Source organism: Actinoplanes sp. NPDC051411 (genome assembly GCF_040682075.1).
Classification (GTDB): Bacteria; Actinomycetota; Actinomycetes; order Mycobacteriales; family Micromonosporaceae; genus Actinoplanes.
This window is the reverse complement of record NZ_JBFBAD010000182.1, coordinates 1-17,744: the sequence shown is the minus strand read 5'-3', so window position 1 is coordinate 17,744 and position 17,744 is coordinate 1. Positions and strand designations below refer to the sequence as shown.

Below are 17,744 nucleotides of genomic sequence, written 5' to 3'. Positions count from 1 at the left end.
CCCCCCCGCAGACGTCTCTATAGGACGGTGCCCATTCGCGCCGTCCGATGATCGGGGAGGGTTCTGACATGACAGGGTCCGAGGGCTGGGCGGAGCGATACCTCGGTGGCGATCCTGAGACGCCGGGTAGGCGTCCATCGTTTCAATGGCTGACTCCGACGAAGTGGATGCCGCGTAGGCCAGAATAGTGTGAATGTACACGACGCCGCCACCGAGCGGCGCTCAGGTCGCTATCCGATTCGGCCCTTCCGCCATTTCCGGCCCATTGCCGGTGTCAATTGAGGCCACAGCAAAAGAATAACTACCTACCGCTCGTAGCGCCAATCAGGGACACATATGGACGTAGTCGCGGCACCCAACACCGGAGTTAGCGGGCTGGAGGTCCGGTCAGCCCTTTCCGTTGGCCGCGCTTCACGGGAGCCAAGGTATCTTTTCACCGAGCCCGTTTCGTCGAAGGGAGCTTCTACTTCAGCGACGTCCTTTTCGGCGGGGTCCGCATTTGGTCACCGAAGCGACTGTCGAAGGCGGCCGTGTCAGTTTCGCCAGAGCCCGGATGACGGGCGGACTGCTGGATGTCGCGCAGGCTGGCCCCGGCGTCGAGCCTGAAAGCGACGGCATGCCGAGTCGTGCGGGTTCGAGGGCGACCATGCAGCGGAACAACCGGGGTCTTGACGCCTCCGTGTCTCAGTCGGTTCGCGGATTCCCGCCCGATCTCGCGAACGAAACCCCGTTGCACGACCGGCGTAGTCGGCGACCGCGATCTCGTGCGTGGTCACGATGTCCGGCCGCTTCGAATGCCGGCCGATGACCGACGGGGCCGCCGAACGCTCTGCCCGAGGCCGCTGAGTTCCGGGAGCAGGACGCACGCACGGCATTGACGAGTCTCTATCACGCGGCTACGTTCACGAGAGCGCTCTCCGCCGAGTGGAAGCCTGAAGCCCGCGGCCCGGGGCGCAAGCCGGTTCCCCCATGTCCGGCCCGAGTCCTGCCGTCAGATGACAACGTTGTCATCGCCCATCTTCGAGGAGGCGGATCCATGAACTCCCTCTCCACAGGCCTACGTCCCCGACCGCTCGCCGGGCTCCTCGGAGCCGGCCTCGGTGTGGCCCTGGCCGGAGCGTTCGCCACCCCCACCCTGGCCGCCGCGAACGCCGGCGCGAACGCCGCGCCGAACGCCGCCGCGGCCCTGATCACCGCGCCGGCCACCCTGGTCAACCCGTTCATCGGGACGTCGAACCAGGCCGACGACTTTCCCGGCGCCGCCGTGCCGTTCGGCATGGTGCAGTGGAGCCCGGACACGCCGTCGCGGCCCTCCGGCGGCGGCTACGAGTACAACGACTCGTCGATCACCGGCTTCAGTCTCACCCACATCGCCGGGCCCGGCTGCGGCGCGGCCGGTGACGTGCCGGTGCTGCCGACCGTGGGCGCGGTCAACAACTCGGCCACCGACAGCTTCGCGCACGCCAACGAGTCGGCGTCGGCCGGCTCGTACAAGGTAGGCCTGAGCAACGGGGTGACGACCGAACTGACCACCACGACGCGCAGCGGCATGGCGCGCTTCACCTTTCCCTCGACCACCCAGGCCAACCTGATCTTCAAGCTGACGGGTAGCCAGAACAGCGCGAGCAACACGCAGTTCAACGTGGTCTCGAACACCGAGGTGAGCGGCCAGGTCACCTCCGGGAAGTTCTGCGGCGCCGGCAACACCTACACGGTGTACTTCGACATGGTCTTCGACCACGCCTTCTCCGGTTCGGCCACCGCCGCGGCCCCGGCCGCGGCGAGCACGGCCCCGGGCGTACGGGCATCGAAGAACGCGGCCGAAAGGCCGAACCGACCGGTTCTGCACGGCGAAATGCCGTCGCCTCAAAAAGCGGCGCCGGCCGTCGCCGCCTCCAACGGGCACGTCACCTTCGACACCACGACCACCAAGGTGGTGCAGGCCAAGGTCGGCGTCTCCTACGTGTCGATCGCGAACGCGACCGCCAACCGGACGTCCGAGAACGCCGGCTGGGACTTCGACGGCACGCGCAACGCCGCCCAGAGCGCCTGGAACTCCGCGCTCGGCAAGATCCAGATCGGGGGCGGCACCGCCGCCCAGCAGACGATCTTCTACACCGCGCTCTACCACTCGCTGCTGCACCCCAACGTCATCAGCGACGTGAACGGTCAGTACTACGGCTTCGACGGCAAGACGCACACCGTCGACTCCGGCCACAGCGCCGCCTACGCCAACTACTCCGGCTGGGACATCTACCGTACCCAGGCGCAGCTCGAAGGCCTGGTCGCGCCGCAGGCGGCGTCCGACACCGCACAGTCCATGATCGACGACTACGCGCAGACCGGCATCCTGCCCAAGTGGTCGGAGAACAACGGCGAGTCGTACGTGATGGTCGGCGATCCGGCCGACGGCATCATCGCCGACTACTACGCCTTCGGCGCCCGCGGCTTCGACACCGCGACCGCGCTGGCCGACATGGTCAAGCAGGCGAGCACCACCAACAACGACCGGCCCGGCCTGAACTACCTGAGCACGCCCGGCTTCGAACCGCACAACGGCAGCTACGGCTGCTGCAACTTCTACGGCCCGGTGGCCACCACCCTCGAATACAACACCGCCGACTTCGCCCTCGCCGCCTTCGCCGGCGCCCTCGGCGACACGGCGAACCAGAAGAAGTACGCCGACCGGGCGCAGGACTGGCGCAACGTCCTCAACCCGGCGTCCGGCTTCGTGCAGCCGCGCAACGCCGACGGCGGCTGGGTGAGCGACTTCGATCCGACCAGCGGCACCGACATGGTCGAGGCCGACTCGTGGATCTACACCGGCATGGTCCCGTTCGACGTGGCCGGCCTGGCCCGCGCCAAGGGCGGCAACACCGCGATGAACCACTACCTCGACACCGTGCTGCGCAGCTACACCGGGGCGAACGGCTACGCCTGGGTCGGCAACGAGCCGAGCATCGAACTGCCCTGGGAGTACGACTACACCGGACAGCCGTACAAGACGCAGGGCACCGTGCGCTCGATCCAGGACAGCATCTGGGCGAACACCCCGGGCGGCCTGGCCGACGGCAACGACGACCTCGGCGCGATGAGCGCCTGGTATGTGTGGTCGGCGCTCGGCATGTACCCGATGACCCCGGGCACGTCCGACCTCGCCCTCGGTTCGCCGCTGTTCACCCAGGCCGTCGTCACCCTGCCGTCCGGCAAGACCCTGACGATCAACGGCAACGGCGCCGCCGACAACGCGCCCTACGTGCAGTCCGCGACCTGGAACAGCGCGGCGTGGAACAACGCCTACGCGCCGACCGCCGCCATCACCTCCGGCGGCACGCTCACCTACACCCTCGGCACAGCCGCCAACACCTCGTGGGCGACCGCGGCGACCGCCGCTCCACCCTCGTACGGCGGTAGCCTCGCCGCGCCGGCCCAGCCGCGGGTCGGTCCCATCACCTCCGGCGCGGGCGCCAACCTGTGCGTCGACGCCGCCCAGTCCGCCACCGCCAACGGCACCGCGGTACAGATCTTCGGCTGCAACGGCTCCTACGCCCAGGACTGGGTGGTCGCGGGCGACGGCACGCTGCGTGACCTCGGCAAGTGCCTTGACGTCTCGAACAGCGCCACCACCGACGGCACCAAGGTCCAGCTGTGGGGCTGCAACGGCACCGCAGCCCAGAAATGGTCGGCCGGCGCCAACGGCTCGCTGGTGAACCCGCAGTCCGGCAAGTGCCTGGACGATCCCAACTCGTCGACGACCAACGGCGCCCGGCTGCAGATCTACACCTGCAACGGCAGCGGCGCGCAGAACTGGAAGCTGCCCGCATGACGGTGTGCCCCGGCGGCCTCCCGCCGGGGCACGCGGTTTCCTCCCGGCGACTGCAAATTTCCTGCTTCATCGAACTCATTGACTGCGTCCGGGGTGCGTGCAACGGTCACCAGGCAAGCGCTTTCCAGCGGCCTTCGTCCCGGCCGCCGCTGCACTCGAGGAGTTCGGATGCGCGTACGCCCCCTGGCCGCGGCCGCCGCGGCGGCCCTGACCCTCGCCGGTCTCGCCGGCGCCGCCCACCCCGCCAGGCCGAACCCGGCGAACCCGACGCCGGCCGAACTGAGATCGGCCCGGCAGGCCTTGCCGGCCAACGACGGCTGGGCCTCGACCGGCCCCGGCACCACCGGCGGATCCGCCGCCGACACCGCGCACGTCACCGTCACCCACAACCGGGCCGAGCTGGTCGCCGCCGTCGCCGGTGACACCCCGAAAATCGTCTTCGTCAGCGGCGACATCGACCTCAGCGTGGACGCGGACAACCACCACCGCGACTGCGCCTCCTACGCCGACCCTCAGTACAGCCTCGACGCGTTCCTCGCCGCCTACGATCCGGCGGTCTGGGGACGGGCCGCCAAGCCGAGCGGCCCAATCGAGGACGCCCGCGTGCGGTCGGCCGCCAACCAGGGCCTCACCGTCAAGGTCAACGTCGGCAGCAACACCACGATCGTCGGCATCAACAAGGCTCACCTGTCGCACGGCAGCCTGCTGCTCTCCGGCGTCAGCAACGTCATCGTCCGCAACATCCAGCTCTCGGACGCCGCCGACTGCTTCCCGGCCTGGGACCCGACCGACGGCGACACCGGCAACTGGAACTCGCTCTACGACCTGGTCTCGCTGACCGGGGCGACCAACGTGTGGATCGACCACAACACGTTCAACGACGGCGACAACCCCGACTCCGGCCAGCCGCTCTACTTCGGCCGTCCCTACCAGGTGCACGACGGGGCGAGCGACATCATCAAGGCGTCCGACCTGGTCACGGTGTCGTGGAACGCGTACGCGAACCACGACAAGACGATGCTGATCGGCTCGACCGACACGGTCGGGGTCGACGTCGGCAAGCTGCGGGTCACCGTGCACCACAACAGGTTCGACAACGTCTTCCAGCGGGCGCCACGGGTGCGGTTCGGCCAGGTGGACGTCTACGACAACTACTACATCGCGACGAGCCCCGACTATCAGTACTCGCTCGGCGTGGGCGTGCAGTCGTCGATCTACGCGCAGAACAACTACTTCTCTTTGAAGGCGCCGGTCGGCAACGTGATCCACTACTGGAAGGGCACTGCGATCACCGCGATCGGGTCCCTCGTCAACGGTCGGCCGACCGACCTGGTGGCCGCCTACAACGCCGCCAACGACCCCGACCTGAACCCGGACGCGGGCTGGACGCCGACCGCGCGTACCCATGTCGACCCGGCGTGGGCCGTGCCCGCGCTCGTCTCGGTCCTCGGCGGAAGCCACTGAGTTTGGGCAATTCGCCCGCCGCGCCGAGTCTGGCCAGGCACGCTGACGATATGCACATCGGCGTGATCGGAGCAGGCCAGCTCGGCGCGACGCTCGCGGGCTGGTGCGCGGACAGCGGCCACGATGTCGCGGTCACCTCGCGGCACCCGGAAAAACTGGGCGCGGTCGTCGACCGGCTGGGCGGCCACGGTACGGCGCTGCCGGTCGCCGAAACGGCCGCGTTCGCCGACGTGGTGGTGTTCGCCCCGGCCTGGGAATCAGCCCACGAGGCGATCGACCTCACCGGCGGCAACCTGGCCGGCAAGGTCGTCATCGACGCGACGAACCCCCTCGGCGGCCTGCCGGACGGCGAGCCGAGCGCCCTCGAGGCCCTGATCCACTGGGAGCCCGAGGCCCACTGGGTCAAGGCCTTCAACACCCTCCCCACCCGCATCCTCGACCGCCGCCGCGGCCACGACCCGCTGCTGGCCGAGTTCGTCTGCACCGACCTGCGCGACGCCCGCACGGCCGCCTCCCGGATCATCCGCGAGCTGGGCTTCGCCCCGGTCTACGCCGGCGGCGCCGAAACCGCCCGCCTGACCGAAACCGGCGGCCCCCTGCAGCTGGCCGAGGTCGACGTCTTCCACGCCACCGACGCCCTCGCCGAGGCGATGGCCGCCTTCGCCTAGGTGTTCTGCCGATCACGCGAGTGCGAGGCGTGGGCCCCGCGTGATCGGCAGGACAGGCCCTAATGACCCCAGTGGGTGACCGCGGCCCAGGCGATCGCCTTGGCCGGGTCGGTGCGGCCGACGGCGTCGGCCAGTTCGGCCGGCATCGACGGGGGCACCTCGCGGCCGGGGTCGAGCATCCAGAGCTGGGCCGCGCGCAGCGCTGACCAGACCGGCCGCCCCGACTGCCGGAGCAAGTGGGTCATGAAGAGCAGGGCCGGGGCCGCCGCCTCCGGGACGGTCCAGCGGGTCGCCAGCACCGAGCGCGCTCCCCCGGCCAGGAACGCCGTCCCCAGCCCGAACGCCTCGTCGTAGCCGGTCACCGACAGGCCCGTGCGCCCGCCGGCCAGCACGACCAGCTCGAGCGGGCGCCGCTGCGCGCGCCCGCGCAGGGCCAGGATCTCGGTTGCGGTCAGACGTTCGCCGCCGGCCATCAGGGCGTACGCCTCGCCGCCCGGCCGTGCGAAGCCGGTGCATGCCAGGTGGAGCAGGCCGCCGGCGTCCGGGTTGCTGGTGGCCAGCCACGCCCGGATCTGGTCGAGGGTGCCGGCGCCGGACGGGCTGGCGGTCCCGTCCGGGCGCCGGCCGGTGAGGCGGGCTTGCGGGAGCAGGGTCCGGCTGATCGCGTACGCCTCGAACCGCGCCGAGGGCAGCTCGCGCGCGTGGCCGTCGGTGTCGGGGTCGGCGACGATCAGTCCGGTCGATGCCGGGGGCGTCGCCGGCCGGGCCGCGTTGCGGCAGAGCATGCGGGCCGACACGGCCTGGGAGATCGCCATCAGCTCGATCGCGTACGCCCCGTCGCCGCGCCGGGCCGCCGCCCAGGGCACCCGGGCGAGGTCGCCGGGCGCGACCAGGACGATCCGCGGCACGTGCCGCCGGGAGGGGCGGCCGCCGAGCGCCGGTAGGGGCAGTGGCGCCGCGCCGGGGAAGCGGGTCGACATCAGGTGGTCGAGGAGCGGGCCGACGACCGCGTCCCAGGCCCAGCGGCACAGGTCGTGCAGCGCGGTGGTGAGGTCGGTGTCGGGAATGTCGGCCGGTGGGCGTCCGGGGGCCGTGGCGATCGCGTTGTGCAGGGCCAGTGTGGCCAGGAAGCGTTCGATGTGGTCGGACGCCGGGGTCAGCGCGGGCAGCGGCAGGTGGGTGGCGCGGCCGGCGGCCGGGACGACGATCGCGTGCCGGGGGAGCAGGTGGACGAGGGCGTCGGCGTCGGTGGCGGCCAGCGCGGACTGGATTTCGGCGATCGTGGCCGGGCCGAGCAGTCCGGCGGCCGGGCTGCGGGTCAGCAGCGTGGTGAGCACGTTGCGGCGCAGTTCGGCCGGGAGGTGGTGCGGGTCGGGGACGGCGGCCGCGGCCTGCCACTGCCGGGCCAGGTCGGGTTTGCCGGCGGCGGCCAGGTGGTCGGCGACCGGCCGGATCTCGGTGGCGGCGTAGAGCGCGAGGCCGCGGGCCGATTCGAGCACGCGCAGCGCGCCCTCGGCGTCGCCGGCCGCGAGCCGGTCGCGGGCCAGGTCGTCGGCGTCGGCGGCGGCCGCCTGTGCGGCCTCGTTCGCGTCGACGGGTGTGGACCGGGCCAGCGCTCGCCAGAAGTGTCCGCGCAGACCGGCCGTGGCATCGATCGCGGCGTGCAGGGTCGCGACCTCGTCCTGTTCACCCATGGGACGGCTCCCCCTCCGTCGGCTGCCCGTTGCGGTTCCTCTGACGGACAGGTCTTCGCTGGTGCGGCGACTCTGTCGGCAGCCCGACACAACCCCGTCCGACCGTAACTTTCTCCGTTTTGTCTGGTTTGTACCGGCGAACGGTGGAACTAGGGGGACTTTCGGCGTGGAATCACACCTGATCGAGCAGTAAAGAGATTCGCGGTCCGTCAGATTACGGAAACCACGAGGTGGAGGGCCGTATGCGGATCAGCGTGCACAATATGCTGATGATCATCGAAGACAGACCCGGTTCATGAGCCTCAGCCCGGAGCAGCGCGACGATCTGCACCGCCTGCTCGCCGCCGAACTCGAGGACGCCTGGCGCACCGCGGCCGACGACGGCGCCGGCTCGGCCGAACTCGCCGACATGGTCGACGAGCGCCGCCGGGCCGTACGCATCTCGTCGGTGCCGGTCGGAGAGAAGACGGTCCGCCGTCCCCTGGGTTAGCTACCTCAGGTGGGTTAGGCGGCGGCCGCGCTCGTACGCTTCGCGCCGTCCGGCCCGACCAGGGCCGTCGCCTGGGTCCGCACGAACATGCCGCTGAGCGCGGCGGCCAGCGCGAGAATCCCGGCCTGCTGGTCGGCCGACATCTTCAGCCCGAAGCCCAGCAGCAGGGCGAACACCGACTTGAGCAGGCCGAGGATCGCCGCCGACACACCGTCCTTGGTGCTCACGGCGACGACCATGCCGAGCACCGCGGAGATCACCGCGATGATGCCGGCTTCGACCTGCGGAGACGGGTGGAAGACCCAGGCACACAGGACGTAGACGATGGCGTTGAGGAGCGCGGCCCAGAGCGCGGGCTCCCGGCCGAAGATCTTGGCGACGGTCATGGGGATCAGGTTCCCAGGCCGTCGATGACTGTGGATCACCGGGGTTTTGCCCGCGGACACAGGCCCCTGACCTGTGTCGATAAACCGACAGTATTGTCCGGCGCCGATTTCGTCACACAGCGCAGTTACGCCCGTATCCCTGTGCGACCGTGGTTCGAGGACAGCCGGCCGACGGGAGCCATCCATGCCCTTCGAGGACGATCTGTACCAGGAACTGGCCCGCCTGCGCCGCGGCCGTGGCCTGCAGGAGCCGCGACCGGCCGAGCGCCTCGGCCCCCTCCTGCGCCGGCTCTGCGGTGTGGCCCCGGCCGACTCGGACGGCGTGGCCCGCCGGCGCGTCGAGGCGGTGCTCAGCGAGCTCGCCGCCGACCTGCCGGACGACCTGCGGATCGCCGCCGAACTGTCGCTGGCCCTCGGCGACCGTCCCGCCTCGCGGCTCACCCAGCGCACCGAGGACCTGGCCCGCGAGCTGCGGTGCAGCGGGCGCACGGCCCGGCGCCGGATGGACGAGGCCGCGCACCTGCTCGCCCGGGCGGCACTGACCCACCCGGGCCCGGAGGAGGACGACACCGACCCCGGCTCGGGCTGGCGCGTCCGCGAGTTCACCGGCCTGCTCCGGCTCGACACCGCGACGCCCGAGCTCTACGAGACCCGCACGGTCCAGGCCGAGCGCGCCCTCGACGGCCTCACCATCCGGCTCGACCTGCCCCCGCGACCCGACTCCGAGGGCCCGGCCCTGCCACTCATGATCGACGCCCTCTACGGGGTGACGCTGGCCGAGGTCGACAGTGGCCCGGACGGCCGCAACTACCGCCTCGCGATCGCCCTGCCCCGCACCCTCAAGCCGGACGAGCGGCTCGAGTTCTGCCTGCACTACCGGGTGCCGCCGGGCCAGCCGATCCGCGACCACTGCGCGATCGTCCCGCTCGACCCGTGCGACCAGGGCCGCATCCGGGTGCGCTTCGACCCGTCCGACCCGCCCGCCCAGGTGTGGCGGCTGGCCGCGGTCACCCCGCGCCAGATGGACCGGGCCACCCTGATGCCCGGCCCCGACCGCCTCGACCCGGACGGCGCCGGCGAGGTCGGCGTAAGTTTCCGGGGCCTGAGGCAGGGCCACGGCTACGGCGTCGCCTGGCGCCGCTGATCCGGCCTGCCCGAGGCCGAGCCGAGCCGGCCGCTCCGGCGCCGCTGATCCGGCCCACCGGAGGCCGAGCCGGGCCGGCCGCTCCCGCGCCGCTGATCCGGCCGCGCCGATGCCGATCAAGCCGAGCGCTGTTCGCCTTCGCGGCGCTCGCCGATGATCGACAGGACCGTCGAAACGATGCGGTTGACCGTGCCGACGTTGGACAGTGCGCCCGACACCCCGCCCAGCGGGTCGGCCACCGCGTGCGGCGCCCGGTCGAGGGTGGCCGTGAACGAGCCGCCGAAGACCGCCCGGATCACGTCGACCACGACCCGTTCGGCCTGCTCGCCGGTGCCGATGCGGGCGTCGATCGCGCGGACCGCCTCGGCGGCCAGGCGCAGCAACTCGGAGTCGACCTGGGCGGCCGGCTCGACCAGGGCCAGCGGCTTCGCGACCTCGCCGGTGGCCTCGCCGACCGGGGACGTGGCGACCGGGGCCTGCTTGGAGCCGAGGGGCCGCTCGACATACGACTCGTACCAGTTGGCTCGGCGCCGCATCACGGCCAGCACCGTCTCGACCTCGCGGGCGACCACGGCCGGGTCGCTGCCCGCCCAGTCACCCGTGCGCTGGCCCCGCTCCTGGGCCCAGGTCTCCAACGGCCACAACTCGGTGCCCGCCGTGCTGGTCACCCCGACCCAGACCAGGATCTCGGTGGCCAGCGCGGTCAGCCACGGGTCGTGGCCGAGCCCGTCGGCGACCCAGTTGGGCAGCCGGGGCCGCTGCAGCGCGCCCCGGCGGCCCCGCAGCCGGCGATGCCCGTCGACCGTGGCCGCGGTGAGCCGGGCCGCGATCCACGCCTCGAGGTGGTGGATCGGCTGCCGGGCGTGCGCGAGCAGGTCTTCGACCACGAACTCGACGTCGTCGTGGAACCGGTCGAGGCACTCGTCGGCCATGTTGGACACCCCGGCCGCGCACGCCGCGTGGCCGCGCAGCTGCTCGAAGCGCCGGGTCAGCTTGGAGTAGACGATCGGCCAGACCACCGAATAGGCGGCGCCGGTCAGCTCGATGCGCTCCTCGCCCTGGGCGGCGGCCGCCGCCCCGGCGAGGGTGCCCAGGCGGGCCAGGTCGTGCAGGCGCCGGATCGCTCCGTCGGCGGCCGGGCGGGGCAGGTGGTCGCCGGACTGCTTGGACATGGCCGAGGCGGTGCGGGAAACGTAGAGTCCGCCCTGCGATTCGTTGGGCCGTCGCCGGGCCGATCGCAAACGGTCCTCGCTGAGTCGCTGGCTCGGTCCGTTCGACACGCCCACGCCGCAACCTCCGATGTCCGCTGAGATCGACGACCGGGGGCCCAGTCGCCGACGACGCTCGTTACATGAAGCTTGGCGGAACCTCTCGCGAGTGTCGGGGACAGTCTAGGGACTCAAAGCCCGGAGCGCGGCCGACGTTCGTCGATGTTTTCGGAATTCGTCCGGCGCCCGAATCCGCACCGAACGGGTGATGCGCGAGCTTTCTCGGTCGTGTCACGGTGCGGGTGGACTGTGGCTAACGGGCGATTGCCAGCGGTCGCCAAGTGGCCTGCGCGAGACTCCGGACGTCCGATTGTGAAACGTTTCGAGGAGTCCTCGATGTCCCGCCCGGAATTCCCAGCACGGCTCCTTCGACCGATGAGCATCACGTTCGCGCTGCTCGGCCCGGTGCGGGCGCACCGCGACGACCGCGAGCTGCGACTGGGCACCCCTCAGCAGCGCGGCACGCTGGCCGTCCTGCTGCTGCGCGCCGGACGCCTGGTCACCGTCGACGAGCTGGTCGACGCGCTGTGGGAGCGGCCTCGGCCTCCGGAGACGGCGGTCGCGGCCGTCCGCACGTACCTCTTGCGCCTCCGCGGCATCCTCGATGCCCCGCCCGGCGAGCCGCGGGTCCGCATCGACTGGCGGGACGGCGGCTATGTCTTCCTGGCCCCGGCATACTCGCTCGACGTGACCCGGTTCCAGCGGCACACGCAGCGGGCCGCCGACGCCCGGCGCCGGGTGACCTGGAGGGCGCCGCGTTCGAGCTGCGCGGCGCCGCCGCCCTGCACCGCGGACCACCCCTGGCGGGCAGTGCCTTCCTGCACGCTCACGCCGTACGCCTTTCCGAAATGGGCCGCGAAGCTGCGTTGGACCCTGGCCGCCGTGACGATGGAGCTGGGCCACCCGGCGGAGGCCGTTTCCCGGTTGCGCGCGCTGCTGGCCGACGACCCGCTGACCGAACGCGCTCGACCGGGCCGGCCGCCGCCCGGAGGCGCTGGAGCACTATCGCCGCCTGTGTCGGATTCTCGACCGCGAGCTGGGCACCGCGCCGAGCCGCGAAGCCCAGGAGCTCGACGCCGCTATTTCGTGACCGCGTAGCGCACGTGAGTGGCGTACGGCGAGCTGTAGGCCTTGATGATCTCCAGGTTGAGGTCGCGGTCGAACCCCTCGAACAGCCGCTTGCCCGCGCCGAGGATCACCGGAGCGGTCGAGATGACCAGCTCGTCGGCCTTCCCCGCCGCCAACACCTGCCGGATGATGTCAGCGCCCCCGCCCACGGCGACATCGCCGTCCCCCGCCGCCTCGGCCGCCCGATCGAGCGCCGCGTCGAGGTCGGCGACGAACCGGAACCCGGTCTCGGCCGGCGGCGCGTCCGCGGTGCGGTGGGTGAGCACGAACAGCGTCCCCGGGAACGGGTTGGTCCCGCCCCAGGCGCCGGCCGCGTCGTACATGCCCCGGCCGACCACACCGGACGCCATGGTCGAGACGAGCTCGTCGTAGAACTCCTTGTCCGGGCCGTGCATGGCGAAGTCGTGGCCGCCCTCATAGGTCCACGGGCCACCCATCACCCAGTAGTGGAGTCGCTCACCACCGCGGCCCAGTCCGAACTTCGGCCCGTCGTCGGGCCCGGTCACGTAGCCGTCGATCGACGTGGTGATGGATGCGATGACCTTGCTCATGGTTCCTCCTCGGTCGGCTGTCACCGGTACAGACCGGGCCGGGAGCCGCAACTCATCTCAGGCGGCGACGCAGAATTCGTTGCCCTCCGGGTCGGCCATCGTCACGTGGTGGCCGTCGAACGTCGCCCGCACCCGGCCGCCGGCCGCCACCAGCTCGTCGACCTTCGCCCGGACGCGCGACCACGCGCCGGGCCCGGTGCCCACGCGGACGTCGATGTGCAGGCGGTTCTTCGCGATCTTCGGCTCCGGCACGTCGAGCAGGGACAGCCGCGGCCCGACGCCGGCCGGGTCGCGCAACCACGCGCCGCCACCCCCGTCGCCCGGGTCCTCGCCGAACGACGCCACCCACTCGTCGCGGGTCTGGAACGGGGCCGGCGGCGGCTCGTCCTCATAGCCGAGGGCCAGCTTCCAGAACGCGGCGAGCGACTCGGCGTCGCGCGTGTCAAAGGTCAGGTCGAACCGGATCGCCATGGCCGCCGAGCCTACCGTTCACCGCCCCGGGACCGGCCCCGCATTTTGATGAACCGATTGACATCGGCAGCCGAGTGCCACGGTGTCGCTCCGGGCGTACGTCTCGCGGCTCCGCCGCCTGCTGGAACCGGACCGCCCGCCGCGAGCCGCACCGGGCGTGCTGGTCAGCGAAGCGGCCGGCTACGCCCTGCGCCTGCCCGGCGACGCGGTCGGCGCCTGGGAGTTCGAGCGGGAGGGATGCGGGCGCTCGCGCTGCATCCCGGGCCCGATCTGACGGTCGCGGCGGTCACCGACCGGGCCGCCGCCTTCGCGTGGATGGACGCCGAATACGGCAACCTGCTCGCCGTATCGGGTGGTCGCGGACCGGCAAGAGGCCGAGCGGGTGCGGGCGGAGGCACTGGGCCTGCTCGAGACCGCGCGCTATCCCGACATCGCGAGACTCCGGTCGATCCTCGGCAGTTAAGAATCCGTTAAGCGACAACTCCGGCAACGAATCACCGTACGTGAGGTTACGGGTTCAGGCCGTGACTGACCGTGCATGCCAGAACGGGCGTGCACGGGTTGCTGCACGACACGTGAGCCCGGAAGGCTCTTGCTCGCATTTGGACCCCTGATGCGCGGAAGGACCCGACGACACGTGCAGTCATCCCCCTCGCTGCCCGGCAGCACCTCGGCCGAGCCCGTCACCGCCGACCTCAGCGGCCGGTGCGTCGGCAACTCGTACATCCTCATCGCGCCGGTCGGGCAGGGCGCGACCGGAACCGTGTGGCGCGCGATCGAGAGCAACTCGGGCGCCTACGTCGCGGTCAAGCTCCTGCACGAGTCCCTGCTGCGGCAGCCCAAGCTGGTCACGCGGTTCGTCCGCGAGCGCACGATCCTGATGATGATGCGCCACGAGAACATCGTCGGCGTACGCGACCTCTTCAGCGTCGGCGAGTCGCTGGCCCTGGTGATGGACTTCGTCGCCGGCGGCACGCTGCGCGACCGCCTGACCGCGGCCGGCACCATGCCACCGGCCGAGGCCGCACACCTGCTCTCGCAGGTCGCGGCCGCCCTGACCCAGGCGCACGAGCTGGGCGTCGTGCACCGCGACGTCAAGCCCGACAACATCCTGCTCGAGGCCCAGTCCGACGGCGCCGGCCAGGTCAAGCTCACCGACTTCGGCATCGCCCGGGTGCTCGACACGTCCGGGCTCACCACACCACACGCGATCATGGGCACGCCGCACTACATGGCGCCCGAGTCGGCGACCGGGGTGGTCGACCCGGCGGCCGACGTCTACGCGGTCGGCGTCGTGCTCTACGAACTGGTCAGCGGGCACACGCCGTACTCCGGGGAGCCGCTCGCCGTCCTGCGGCGCCATGTCGAGAGTGAGCCGGAGCGCCCGCCCGGCATGCCGGACGCGGTCTGGGACGTGATCACCTGGTGTCTGGACAAGGACTCTCGCCGCCGGCCGTCGGCCGGCGAGCTCGCGATCGCGTTGCGCGATCTCTCCCGGCGGACGGCCGGCGAGCCGGCCCTGCCGGTCGCCGAGAGGGTGACGGTGCTGGGCGCCGATGCGCCCGCCCATCCTTCCGTACGCCGTGAGCCCGCCCGCCGCCGGCCGCGCAACGCACCGCGCTCGTGGGTCTGGCGCCGGCCCGGCATGATGGCCGTGCTGATCGCGACCCTGCTGGCGGTCTCCGGGGTCGGCGGGTTCAAGGTGTGGCGGGTGCTCGACAGCTCGGCCGCCCGCGGCGCCGCCCAGGCCGCCGCGCCGATGATCCATCTCCCGGCCCAGGGTCGTCTCGCCTCACCGGGTGCGTCCGCCTCCCCGGTGTCCTCGTCCGCGGTGGCGCCACCGATGCTGGTCGCCGGCACCCCGACCGAGGGGTTGCCGCCCGGCCCCGCCGCGATGGACGGACCGGTGATGGCCGGTGCCGCGACCGTCGGCCCGGCCCATGCCGCGGTCACGGCCGCGCCGGGCCGGGTCGGCGGGTCGGTCGAGTTCGGGCCGTGGCGCTGCGGCGACGACTACACGTGGGACCTCGGGCACCCGGTGCTGGCCAAACCGTGCCACTCGACCGGCGACGCGATCCGGGTGCTGGGCATGACCGAGGCGATGCCGGGCATCCAGGCCGACTTCACGCTGTCGGTGCGCGACGCTTCGAGCGATGCGGTGGTGGCCGGGCCCTACACCTGCAAGGGCCTGTTGTTCACCGACTTCGAGATGAAGCACAACTGTGGGCCGGTCGACCTGCAGGCGCCGCACGGGCATCGCTACGTGGTCGCGGAGAGCTGGGTGTACACCGGCCGTTCGATCCTGCCCGGCGGCATCGCCCGGGGGCCGGCCTTCGACTGGTGAGGTCGTTCGCGGCCGGCCCTGTCCTCAGACGTCGACCTTCACGTACTGCTGGCCGGCCGTGTTGACCACGCGGACGGCCTGCACCTGATCCGGGTCGATCAGCGCGCTGCCGTTGAGCGTGACCGGCTTGGTCTCGGCGGTCGGCGAGGCGAGCCAGCTGCCGGCCAGCACCGTGGTGCCGTCCTTGGCCACGACCTCGACCCGGCACTTCTCGCCCGGCTTGATGCCGACCACGGTGGCGTCCACCCGCACCCACCCGGAGGCCGGCGTGACGGTCACCGACATCCGGGCCCCGCTCCCCGGATCTTCCGCCGCGCCGGTCAGGGTGCCCGCGGCCACCGACGCGGGAGGTTGGGCAACCGTGGTCGCCGGTCCCGAGGGCGCGGTCGAACGGCCGACGATGACGCCGCCGCCGATCGCGACCACGATCACCGCGGCCGCCGCGGAGGCCAGCATCGCCGTCCGCCGAAACCGTTTGGCCGAGGATTCCTTCCGCACCTGCCGGAGGGTCCGCTGCAGGAGCAGGTCGGCGTCGTCGGGCGGGCCGTCGAGGAGCATCTCCTCGGGCACCTCACGCAGCGCGTCGGCCCACGACCGCATCGAGTCGACCTCGGCCCGGCACTCCGGGCACCGGCTCAGGTGCTCGTCCGCCTGCTGCTTCTCTTCCGGAGTCAACATCTCCATCAGGTAGCCGGCGATGTCGACGTGTTCGTTGGTCGGCGGATTCATGACGCTGCCCTAACAATCTGAGGTTCGGCTTCGCGCAGGGCGCGGAGCGCGTAGAACGACCGGGATTTGACCGTCCCGGGCGGGATGCCGAGCTCCTTGGCCGCCTCGGCCACGGTGTTGCCCTTCAGGTAAACCTGTTCGAGCACTTCACGGTGCTCGGGGGACAACCGGTTCAACGCGTCGACCACGACCATCGAGTTGACGATCTGATCGGCATGGTCACCCTCGACCGCGGCGTCGGGTGGGCTCTCGCGCACCTCAGGGGCCCGGCGGGCCCGAGCCCGCACCTGGTCGACCACGATATTGCGGACCACGGTCAGCAGCCAGCCCCGCACCGAGCCCTTGCCGTTGGCCAGGCTGTCCGGGTGGCGCCACGCGCGCACCAGGGCCTCCTGCACCACGTCCTCGGCCGCGGCGCGATCCCGCGTCAGCTGTGTCGCATACGCCAGCATGGCGCGTCCGTGTTCCTGGAACAGTGATCTGACCAGAGCCTCATCGGCCACCTCCCGGCTCGTTGACGGCATCGCCTTCCACCCTTCGCGGCAACCGGACGCGCCGCTGCGGCTCAGCATGCAGCACGGTCCGTCCGAAGGCGACAGGGACGGGCCCGGTGGCTTCCCGTTGATACGTCCCCGCGTCCCGGTCGGATCAAAACCGCTTGCGAATTGGCACAGCTCGGCACTGAACCACCTGCGCGCAAACCGTCGTGTGGGTGTCAAGTCGCACGGAGGAGGCTAGTTATGAACAGGCGCATCACTCTGACGGTGGCGCTGGTCGGGCTGAGCGCCGGGCTCGCCGCTTGCTCGCACCAGGCCGCGGCGGACCTCACCGTTCCGGTGGCCGCGACGGCCACCGCCACCCCCTATGAACCACCCCCGCCCGCTCAGGGTCCGGGTGAGCCGCCCGCCCTCGCCGGTGTCGCTCCCTCCGCCTCTTCATCCTCCGCCTCCGACGCCCCGGCGGCGGCCGATCCGGTGCCGTCGCCGACCGTCGCGAAGACGCAGAAGTGGGTCAAGATCTTCAGCGGCCCGTCCAAGACGAAGATCACGCCGCCGAAGTCGAAGACCACCGGCAGCCACATCGTCGAGCTGAACGCCACCGAGAACCAGCAGATCGGCACCTACCTCGCCGACGGCGCCGGCCGCACCCTCTACGTCTTCGACAACGACACCGCCAAGCCGCCGAAGTCGAACTGCAACGGCGACTGCGCGAAGGCCTGGCCGCCCCTGCTGATCAAGTCGCCGGGCAAGATCTACCCCAAGGGCGTCGACCCGAAGATCCTCGGCTACGTCGAGCGGGCCGACGGCCACTGCCAGGTCACCGTCAACGGCCACCCGGTCTACTACTTCATCGCCGACGCCAAGCCGGGCGACATCAACGGCCAGGGCGTCAACGGCAAGTGGTTCGCGGTCGCCCCGAACGGTGGCAAGACCACCAACGTCCCCGTCTTCCCCTCGGCGTCCCCCACCCGGTAATCCCCGATAGGTAGAAGCGTGGGGGGGGGGGCCCCAGGGGCGCCACGTCCTGCGCGGGGCCGGGGGGGCCACCGGGATGGGAGGGTTAAAGGTTGGGGTGAAAAAA

16 protein-coding genes and 1 pseudogene are annotated in these 17,744 nt (G+C 71.5%); 10 read left to right on the top strand and 7 right to left on the bottom strand.

The features are described 5' to 3' along the window. The first annotated feature begins 1,036 nt into the window (after positions 1–1,036). The 3 genes from AB0M88_RS48885 to AB0M88_RS48875 all read left to right on the top strand — a co-directional run bounded on the left by AB0M88_RS48885 (position 1,037) and on the right by AB0M88_RS48875 (position 5,958). Positions 1,037–3,826, top strand: a complete 2,790-nt coding sequence (locus AB0M88_RS48885; protein WP_364114404.1) for a lectin — start codon at positions 1,037–1,039, stop codon at positions 3,824–3,826. Between the two features lie 168 nt (positions 3,827–3,994). Continuing rightward, positions 3,995–5,290, top strand: coding sequence for a pectate lyase (locus AB0M88_RS48880; RefSeq protein ID WP_364114402.1), 1,296 nt, complete (start codon positions 3,995–3,997; stop codon positions 5,288–5,290). 50 nt (positions 5,291–5,340) lie between these two features. Continuing rightward, complete coding sequence (locus tag AB0M88_RS48875) at positions 5,341–5,958, top strand: NAD(P)-binding domain-containing protein (RefSeq protein ID WP_364114400.1); 618 nt, start codon at positions 5,341–5,343, stop codon at positions 5,956–5,958. 59 nt (positions 5,959–6,017) lie between these two features. On the opposite strand, the gene AB0M88_RS48870 is transcribed toward AB0M88_RS48875, so the two are convergent. Continuing rightward, positions 6,018–7,652 carry a CHAT domain-containing protein gene (locus tag AB0M88_RS48870; RefSeq protein WP_364114398.1) on the bottom strand — a complete coding sequence of 545 codons (1,635 nt, stop codon included), beginning with the start codon at positions 7,650–7,652 and terminating at the stop codon, positions 6,018–6,020. 295 nt (positions 7,653–7,947) lie between these two features. On the opposite strand from AB0M88_RS48870, the gene AB0M88_RS48865 reads away from it, so the two are divergent. After that, positions 7,948–8,142: a hypothetical protein gene (locus AB0M88_RS48865; protein WP_364114396.1), complete on the top strand. Its 195-nt coding sequence runs from the start codon at positions 7,948–7,950 to the stop codon at positions 8,140–8,142. Positions 8,143–8,156: 14 nt separating this feature from the next. Here the strand turns inward: AB0M88_RS48865 and AB0M88_RS48860 are convergent, their stop codons facing one another. Continuing rightward, positions 8,157–8,528 carry a hypothetical protein gene (locus AB0M88_RS48860; RefSeq protein ID WP_364114394.1) on the bottom strand — a complete coding sequence of 124 codons (372 nt, stop codon included), beginning with the start codon at positions 8,526–8,528 and terminating at the stop codon, positions 8,157–8,159. 184 nt (positions 8,529–8,712) lie between these two features. Here AB0M88_RS48860 and AB0M88_RS48855 point away from each other — a divergent pair, with 184 nt between their 5' ends. Next, positions 8,713–9,672, top strand: a complete 960-nt coding sequence (locus AB0M88_RS48855) for a hypothetical protein (RefSeq protein ID WP_364114392.1) — start codon at positions 8,713–8,715, stop codon at positions 9,670–9,672. Positions 9,673–9,788: 116 nt separating this feature from the next. On the opposite strand, the gene AB0M88_RS48850 is transcribed toward AB0M88_RS48855, so the two are convergent. Then, positions 9,789–10,844, bottom strand: coding sequence for a hypothetical protein (locus tag AB0M88_RS48850; RefSeq protein WP_364114390.1), 1,056 nt, complete (start codon positions 10,842–10,844; stop codon positions 9,789–9,791). Between the two features lie 258 nt (positions 10,845–11,102). Here AB0M88_RS48850 and AB0M88_RS48845 point away from each other — a divergent pair. Together AB0M88_RS48845 and AB0M88_RS48840 are read left to right on the top strand one after the other, a co-directional pair. Then, positions 11,103–11,591, top strand: a pseudogene (locus tag AB0M88_RS48845) (winged helix-turn-helix domain-containing protein); the annotation flags it as partial. Between the two features lie 343 nt (positions 11,592–11,934). Continuing rightward, entirely contained in the window at positions 11,935–12,030 is a 96-nt protein-coding gene (locus AB0M88_RS48840; protein ID WP_364114406.1) for a hypothetical protein, read from the top strand. Here the strand turns inward: AB0M88_RS48840 and AB0M88_RS48835 are convergent. Beyond that, complete coding sequence (locus AB0M88_RS48835; protein ID WP_364114388.1) at positions 12,020–12,619, bottom strand: dihydrofolate reductase family protein; 600 nt, start codon at positions 12,617–12,619, stop codon at positions 12,020–12,022. The genes AB0M88_RS48840 and AB0M88_RS48835 overlap by 11 nt on opposite strands. A gap of 57 nt (positions 12,620–12,676) precedes the next feature. Beyond that, entirely contained in the window at positions 12,677–13,090 is a 414-nt protein-coding gene (locus AB0M88_RS48830) for a VOC family protein (protein ID WP_364114386.1), read from the bottom strand. An 82-nt stretch (positions 13,091–13,172) separates the two neighbouring features. Between AB0M88_RS48830 and AB0M88_RS48825 the strand changes: the two genes are divergently transcribed. Together AB0M88_RS48825 and AB0M88_RS48820 are read left to right on the top strand one after the other, a co-directional pair. Then, positions 13,173–13,364: a hypothetical protein gene (locus tag AB0M88_RS48825; RefSeq protein ID WP_364114384.1), complete on the top strand. Its 192-nt coding sequence runs from the start codon at positions 13,173–13,175 to the stop codon at positions 13,362–13,364. Between the two features lie 363 nt (positions 13,365–13,727). Then, entirely contained in the window at positions 13,728–15,434 is a 1,707-nt protein-coding gene (locus tag AB0M88_RS48820; protein WP_364114382.1) for a serine/threonine-protein kinase, read from the top strand. Positions 15,435–15,458: 24 nt separating this feature from the next. Here the strand turns inward: AB0M88_RS48820 and AB0M88_RS48815 are convergent, their stop codons facing one another. Further along, positions 15,459–16,163, bottom strand: coding sequence for a zf-HC2 domain-containing protein (locus AB0M88_RS48815; RefSeq protein WP_364114380.1), 705 nt, complete (start codon positions 16,161–16,163; stop codon positions 15,459–15,461). Continuing rightward, positions 16,160–16,687: a sigma-70 family RNA polymerase sigma factor gene (locus tag AB0M88_RS48810; protein ID WP_364114378.1), complete on the bottom strand. Its 528-nt coding sequence runs from the start codon at positions 16,685–16,687 to the stop codon at positions 16,160–16,162. Before AB0M88_RS48810 ends, AB0M88_RS48815 begins: the two co-directional genes overlap by 4 nt. 216 nt (positions 16,688–16,903) lie before the next feature. Between AB0M88_RS48810 and AB0M88_RS48805 the strand changes: the two genes are divergently transcribed. Then, positions 16,904–17,638, top strand: a complete 735-nt coding sequence (locus AB0M88_RS48805) for a hypothetical protein (RefSeq protein ID WP_364114376.1) — start codon at positions 16,904–16,906, stop codon at positions 17,636–17,638. Positions 17,639–17,744: the final 106 nt, after the last annotated feature.

Bases quoted from the DNA above. Each gene is read 5' to 3' on its own strand.
- AB0M88_RS48885 (WP_364114404.1), top strand. From the start codon at position 1,037: ATGAACTCCCTCTCCACAGGCCTACGTCCCCGACCGCTCGCCGGGCTC.
- AB0M88_RS48880 (WP_364114402.1), top strand. From the start codon at position 3,995: ATGCGCGTACGCCCCCTGGCCGCGGCCGCCGCGGCGGCCCTGACCCTC.
- AB0M88_RS48875 (WP_364114400.1), top strand. From the start codon at position 5,341: ATGCACATCGGCGTGATCGGAGCAGGCCAGCTCGGCGCGACGCTCGCG.
- AB0M88_RS48870 (WP_364114398.1), bottom strand. From the start codon at position 7,652: ATGGGTGAACAGGACGAGGTCGCGACCCTGCACGCCGCGATCGATGCC.
- AB0M88_RS48865 (WP_364114396.1), top strand. From the start codon at position 7,948: ATGAGCCTCAGCCCGGAGCAGCGCGACGATCTGCACCGCCTGCTCGCC.
- AB0M88_RS48860 (WP_364114394.1), bottom strand. From the start codon at position 8,528: ATGACCGTCGCCAAGATCTTCGGCCGGGAGCCCGCGCTCTGGGCCGCG.
- AB0M88_RS48855 (WP_364114392.1), top strand. From the start codon at position 8,713: ATGCCCTTCGAGGACGATCTGTACCAGGAACTGGCCCGCCTGCGCCGC.
- AB0M88_RS48850 (WP_364114390.1), bottom strand. From the start codon at position 10,844: ATGTCCAAGCAGTCCGGCGACCACCTGCCCCGCCCGGCCGCCGACGGA.
- AB0M88_RS48835 (WP_364114388.1), bottom strand. From the start codon at position 12,619: ATGAGCAAGGTCATCGCATCCATCACCACGTCGATCGACGGCTACGTG.
- AB0M88_RS48830 (WP_364114386.1), bottom strand. From the start codon at position 13,090: ATGGCGATCCGGTTCGACCTGACCTTTGACACGCGCGACGCCGAGTCG.
- AB0M88_RS48815 (WP_364114380.1), bottom strand. From the start codon at position 16,163: ATGAATCCGCCGACCAACGAACACGTCGACATCGCCGGCTACCTGATG.
- AB0M88_RS48810 (WP_364114378.1), bottom strand. From the start codon at position 16,687: ATGCCGTCAACGAGCCGGGAGGTGGCCGATGAGGCTCTGGTCAGATCA.
- AB0M88_RS48805 (WP_364114376.1), top strand. From the start codon at position 16,904: ATGAACAGGCGCATCACTCTGACGGTGGCGCTGGTCGGGCTGAGCGCC.